Source organism: Aeromonas sp. QDB68 (assembly GCF_027707405.1).
In the GTDB taxonomy this organism is placed as follows: Bacteria; Pseudomonadota; Gammaproteobacteria; order Enterobacterales; family Aeromonadaceae; genus Aeromonas; species Aeromonas caviae.
Window position 1 is genome coordinate 1 of record NZ_JAPCIQ010000162.1, and the last position, 5074, is coordinate 5074.

Annotated in this window: 5 protein-coding genes and 3 pseudogenes; 4 read left to right on the forward strand and 4 right to left on the reverse strand. The window is 63.6% G+C overall.

Annotated features, from left to right (window positions below):
- Positions 1 to 74: 74 nt before the first annotated feature.
- From PG892_RS21590 to pdxY, 3 genes and pseudogenes are all read left to right on the forward strand, one after another.
- Positions 75 to 356 (forward strand): annotated as a pseudogene (locus PG892_RS21590) (LA_2272 family surface repeat-containing protein); the annotation flags it as partial.
- A 77-nt stretch (positions 357 to 433) separates the two neighbouring features.
- The gene (locus PG892_RS21595) at positions 434 to 1189 is read left to right on the forward strand and encodes a DUF429 domain-containing protein (RefSeq protein ID WP_029314586.1); all 756 of its coding nucleotides are present in this window, start codon (positions 434 to 436) and stop codon (positions 1187 to 1189) included.
- 518 nt (positions 1190 to 1707) lie between these two features.
- On the forward strand, positions 1708 to 2571 hold the full coding sequence (pdxY, locus tag PG892_RS21600; protein ID WP_010674877.1) for a pyridoxal kinase PdxY: 864 nt from the start codon (positions 1708 to 1710) through the stop codon (positions 2569 to 2571).
- A 40-nt stretch (positions 2572 to 2611) separates the two neighbouring features.
- Here pdxY and PG892_RS21605 read toward each other — a convergent pair.
- The 4 genes and pseudogenes from PG892_RS21605 to PG892_RS21620 form a co-directional block, all read right to left on the reverse strand.
- Positions 2612 to 2919: pseudogene (locus tag PG892_RS21605) on the reverse strand (antibiotic biosynthesis monooxygenase family protein).
- Positions 2920 to 3023: 104 nt separating this feature from the next.
- Positions 3024 to 3530 (reverse strand): GNAT family N-acetyltransferase, encoded by a 507-nt coding sequence (locus PG892_RS21610; protein ID WP_010674875.1) that lies wholly within the window; start codon positions 3528 to 3530, stop codon positions 3024 to 3026.
- 101 nt (positions 3531 to 3631) lie between these two features.
- Positions 3632 to 4024, reverse strand: a complete 393-nt coding sequence (locus PG892_RS21615; protein ID WP_210557633.1) for an NUDIX hydrolase — start codon at positions 4022 to 4024, stop codon at positions 3632 to 3634.
- A gap of 26 nt (positions 4025 to 4050) precedes the next feature.
- Positions 4051 to 4602 (reverse strand): class IV adenylate cyclase, encoded by a 552-nt coding sequence (locus tag PG892_RS21620; protein ID WP_270825833.1) that lies wholly within the window; start codon positions 4600 to 4602, stop codon positions 4051 to 4053.
- Between the two features lie 267 nt (positions 4603 to 4869).
- Here PG892_RS21620 and PG892_RS21625 point away from each other — a divergent pair.
- Positions 4870 to 5004, forward strand: a pseudogene (locus PG892_RS21625) (DUF5718 family protein); the annotation flags it as partial.
- Between the last annotated feature and the right edge of the window lie 70 nt (positions 5005 to 5074).

Consider the following 5074-nt stretch of genomic DNA (forward strand, 5'->3'; position numbering starts at 1 on the left):
GCGAGCAGCTATCACCCAGTAATGGGAATCCCCCTCCTGTGACGCGAAGCGCTAAGGTGGGGGAGGATGTCAACAACGCCGTCAACTGGCACGAAGGGCAGGATACCGGCCTCAATCTGGGCTTCGTCAACCTGACCAACAATGTGAAGGGGCTCAACTGGGGGGCGGTCAACATCGCCCAGGGCAATGCCCTGGCCAACGTCGGCTTCGTCAACTATGCCGAACGCACCACGTTCCAGCTGGGATTCGTCAATGCCACCAAGCACCTGGACGGCTTGCAGATTGGCCTGGCCAACTACGCCGAGAACGGCATCTTCCCCATTCTGCCCCTGATCAACTTCAAGAAATCCTTCTAGGGACCAACTTGCCCTTGCTTTAGGAGGGGCAGCCATTACCCTGTGCTCCATCAAGGCTGCACAGAGGTAACAGGGGCATGACAACGGAACACATGGACGCCATCGGCATCGGCTGGGACGTGAGGGGCTGGCAGGGCAATGCCCAGGCGGTGGCGGTGGTGGGTTGGCAGGCCCGGGAGTCGCGTCTGCACTGGCTCGGGATCTCCCCCCTGTTTCGCCTGAGCTCCCGGGTCGCGCCGGATCTGGATGCCCTGCTGCGCCCGGCCCTGCAAGACGAGGTGGCGCTGATGCAGGTGCTGGCCTGCCCGCGCCTTGCTCTCGGCATCGATGCGCCCCTGGCCTTTCCCCGCGCCCTCGCCGATCTGCTGGCGGGGTGGGGGAGCGGCTTTCCCGTGCCCCAGCGGGAGATTGACAACCCTTACGCCTACCGGGATTGCGAGCGCTGGCTCTATCAGCACTATGGCAAGAAGCCCCTCTCCGCCACCTTCGACAGGCTCGGCAACAACGCCACCCTGGCCCTCTCCATGCTGCCGCGCCTCGGGGATCTGCAACTGGTGCCAAAACGGGCGAGGGCTGCCGGGCGCGCGGTGCTGGAGGTCTATCCCGCCCTGGCCAAAATGGGGGGCAAAGCCTCTGCTGTGCGGCCCGAGCTGCAACCCCACCTGCCAGCAATCCTCATCCCTGGAACGGATCCCTATGATGCCGCGCTCTGCGCCCTGATGGCCCTGCAATATGCGGCCGAAGGGGCCGTCACCTCGCTGCCTGCTCTGGTGGACCTGCCGGAGGAGATGGCACCGGACGAAGGCTGGGTCTACCACTTCGCCCGGGATTGAGACGCCCAAGCACCGCGCTCCCTCTGACGACTGCTGGCGACTCGCTGCAGTCACGGCACTGGTGACGTGACTTGCTGTCGCCACTGCGTATGGCTTGCCGTTGCCACGGTGTCAGGCAAGGGGAGGCCGCCTTTGTCCTGTGATCTTCCGACGTCTCCTTGACCCTTGCCCTTGTTGCCTTACTTTGCGACTGCCGACTGCCGACTGCCGACTGCCGACTGCCGACTGCCGACTGGCGCCTTTTCATCGGACCTCATCCTTGATCCCGACTGTTCATGGCTGGTTTAAAAATCACCTTGTATGCCATCAGACAAGAGACGTACAAGTACATTTATCACCCCGCAGCAGCGGGGAGATGGCTCCAGGGTTGTACAGAAACAGGGTAGCGGGGGTCAAATATGCGGCAGGTTAAGCCTGCAGAAGCATAAATAGGGAGTCAGGGCGTTAATTGCTGGAAGAGCCGTCGCTTCATCCGATATATTGCCTCTTTTCCTCAGGCTTCTTGTCCGGTGGTGTCGATGAAACGCATTCTCTCTATCCAGTCCCACGTGGTGTTTGGCTGTGCCGGCAACAGCGCCGCCGTGTTCCCCATGCGCCGTCTCGGCATGGAGGTGTGGCCCATCAATACGGTGCAGTTCTCCAACCACACCCAGTACGAGGCGGGTTGGCAGGGAATGGCAATGCCGGCGGGCCACATTGCCGCCTTGTGCCAGGGGCTTTGCAATATCGAGGTGCTGGCGCGCTGCGATGCGGTGCTAAGTGGCTATCTGGGCTCGGCGGAGCAGGGGGACGAGATCCTGGCGGTGGTGGCGGCGGTGAAACGAGCCAATCCGGCGGCCCTCTATTTCTGCGATCCCGTGATGGGGCATCCGGAGAAGGGGTGCATCGTCGCCCCGGGCGTCACCCGCTTTCTCACCGAGCAGGCCCTGCCGGTGGCGGACATCATGGCCCCCAATCTGCTGGAGCTGGAGACCCTGTGCGATGTCCATCTGACAACCCTGGCCCAGACCCGGGTCGCCGCACGCCAGTTGCTGGAGAAGGGGGTGAAGATGGTGCTGGTCAAGCACCTGGGTCGCGCCGCCAGCGTCCCCGGCCGCTTCGAGATGCTGCTTGCCACCCCCGAGGGAGACTATCTGATCGCCCGTCCCCTTTACGATTTCGCGCGCCAACCGGTGGGCGTGGGGGATCTCATCAGCGCCCTGATGCTGGCCAACCTGCAGGCGGGATATGATGGGGTGAGCGCCTTCGAGCGCACCAACGCCGCGGTGGATGCGGTGCTGAGACAGACCTGGGAGGCGAATGCCTACGAGCTGCAGCTCATCGCGGCCCAGAGCGCCTTTGCCGAGCCGCAGATTGCCCACAGGGCCGAGCGCCTGGCCTGACGCCATTGATCAGCCCGTGACGGGACGAGCTGATCAAGGTTCAGCTTGCGGCACTGATCGGTGTTGCATCCTGAAAATGTTCGACCCTGGGGAAGGGGTCGTAGAAGTGGTGCAGCAGGGCCTTCCACTCCTGGTACCGGGGGGAGCCCCTGAACCCCGGGTGTGATCTTCCAGCCGCGCCCACTGCACCAGCAGCAGGTAGTGATGGGGATCGTCCAGGGCACGCTGCAACTGGTGGCCCAGGTAGCCGGGCATGGCGCTGATGATGTGCTGGGCTCGGGCGAAGGCCTGCTCGAAGTCAGTGGCCTTGCCGGGAATGATCTGCAGATGGGCGACTTCCAATATCATGATGGCTCCTTGCCGATGAGTCTGATTGAACCAAAAACCTATGTACGCCGAGCCTTGGAGGGGGCAAGACCGGCACGCTGTCCGGTCTTGCCAGGCCGTCTGCCTCAGAGCTGCTTGTAGAAGAACTGGGTGGCGGCGAGGGTGCCGTCCCCATTGCGGGCGAAGTCCGGGATCTGGCCGGCCTCCTGATAGCCGAGCTGGCGATAGAGGCTGGAGGCCACGTCGCCGACCCGGGTATCCAGCACCAGCAAGGTACGCCTGGCGTCCCGGGCCCCTTGCTCCATGGCGTTCATCAGGGCGCGGCCCACCCCCTTGCCACGGGCCTGGCTGTGGACCATCAGCTTTTCCACTTCGGCCCTGTGGCCCCCGTTGGCCTTTGTGCACAGGGAGAGCTGCAGGGCGCCCACCAGATGGTGCTGATCAAACGCCACCCAGAGCTTGCGCACTCCATCCGCCAGCTCCCCCTCGATGCCTTGCCAGTACGCCAGCCCCTGCTCTTCCTGCAGGGGAGGCAGAAAGCCCACCGAGGCACCGCTGGCCACGCAATCTTGCAGCAGGGCGATCAGCGCCGGTTTGATGCCTCTGGTGCTCTCGACCTCAAGGATCTCCATTGAATGTCCTCATCTTCTCTCTTGGCCCACGTGGGGGATTAACGTCTCGGGCGCGGACTCTCCTGCCGGAGCTATTATCATCCGGTCAGGTGCGCCGTCTCTTAATGGATCAGTCCCTGCGCTGCCAGCCACTGGAACAGCAGGCGGGAGACGGGGGAGACTTCGGCCAGGTGGCGGCTGTCCAGCCAGCGCAGCTCGGCGATCTCCGCCGAGGCGACGGGCGTGCCGTCGGCGTCCCCCGTGTAGCAACGCAGATTGACATTCACCCCTTGCGGCTTGCCGTCCTCCTGGGCGCTGAACTCGCAGGCGAACGCCAGGGTGTCGGGTTTCAGGATGACCGCGAGCTCTTCCTCGATTTCACGAACGAGGGCCGCCTCGTCGCTCTCGCCCGGCTCGCGCTTGCCCCCCGGAATGTAGTAGATGTCCTTGCCGTGGGAGCGGGCGCACAGCAGTTGTCCCTCCTTGAAGGTCAGCCAGGCGAGTTTGTCGATCATGGGCAGATTCCTCTTGTTGCCGCTTGTCAAAGGGGGGCTCGCTGCTCGCACAGGGTGCGATAGGAGCGGGTTTCCCGCATCTCGGGCGCCAGTCCCAGCCGGCTAACCAGCGCCAGCAACTGCGCGCGGTAGGCGGGCAGGGCGGTCTCCTCGTCAGTCATGATGGCGAGCTCGGCAAAATCACCGACGCCTGCCAGGTGATCCACCGTGACGTGGAAGGCCCCCAGAAAATAGATGCTGCGCCGCTTGTCGATGGTCAGCACCGGCTGGTAGCCCAGGGTGCGCACCATGCTGGCCGCCTTGTCCGCATCGGTGATGTTGACCGCCTCGCAGCGATCGGGTCCGGGTCCTTTGACTATCCAGAGCCGGATGCCGCTGGGGGCCATGGTGCGGATGATCAGGCTCTTCTCTGCCCGGGCCAGGGCGCCATCTGCCGTGTCGAAGTAGCAGTCCTGCTCATGATTGTCCGCCACCATCACCTCGGGGCTGAGGGCCGTGAGGGTATGCACAAAGGCGGCGCTGTCCGTCAGGCGGTATTTGAACTCCACCTCGAAGCGCCCCTGAAAGTGGGTGGCCATGGCCTTGCGACGGCTCCCGAACGGCAAATGAATAGGGCAGCCTAGCAAAAGTGCTGGGCTCTCCCAAGCATCGGGATCACAGCTTCGCATCGACTGCCGACTTTATGACCAGATGGTGAGGGGAAATCCGCCCTGGTGCACAGCTTGTGGCCCGGTGGCTGGGCGCCGTACGGGGGCTGTGCTCTAATAAGCTCCCTCTTTGGCGGTATTTCCGCCCTGAACAACGACAACGAGGCGGCGGCCCCGGCCGCGCCAGTGGAGCCACAGATGCAGATCACCTCACAGCCCCCCTTTATCGGACTGGGCGTGGCGGGCAACTTCGCCGGTCACCTGGAGCAGGCAGGGGAGGCGGCGGACTTCGTCGCCGTCAAGGTTGACGACAAGGTCGCCCCCAAGGCAATGCTGATCAGTTAAGGATCCATTGACCGATCCTTCTGCTGTAGGACAATCCGGAACCAATCACTGGTTCCGG

Coding starts and splice junctions, on each gene's coding strand:
- PG892_RS21620 (WP_270825833.1), bottom strand. CDS start 4,602: ATGGCCACCCACTTTCAGGGGCGCTTCGAGGTGGAGTTCAAATACCGC.
- PG892_RS21615 (WP_210557633.1), bottom strand. CDS start 4,024: ATGATCGACAAACTCGCCTGGCTGACCTTCAAGGAGGGACAACTGCTG.
- PG892_RS21610 (WP_010674875.1), bottom strand. CDS start 3,530: ATGGAGATCCTTGAGGTCGAGAGCACCAGAGGCATCAAACCGGCGCTG.
- PG892_RS21595 (WP_029314586.1), top strand. CDS start 434: ATGACAACGGAACACATGGACGCCATCGGCATCGGCTGGGACGTGAGG.
- pdxY (WP_010674877.1), top strand. CDS start 1,708: ATGAAACGCATTCTCTCTATCCAGTCCCACGTGGTGTTTGGCTGTGCC.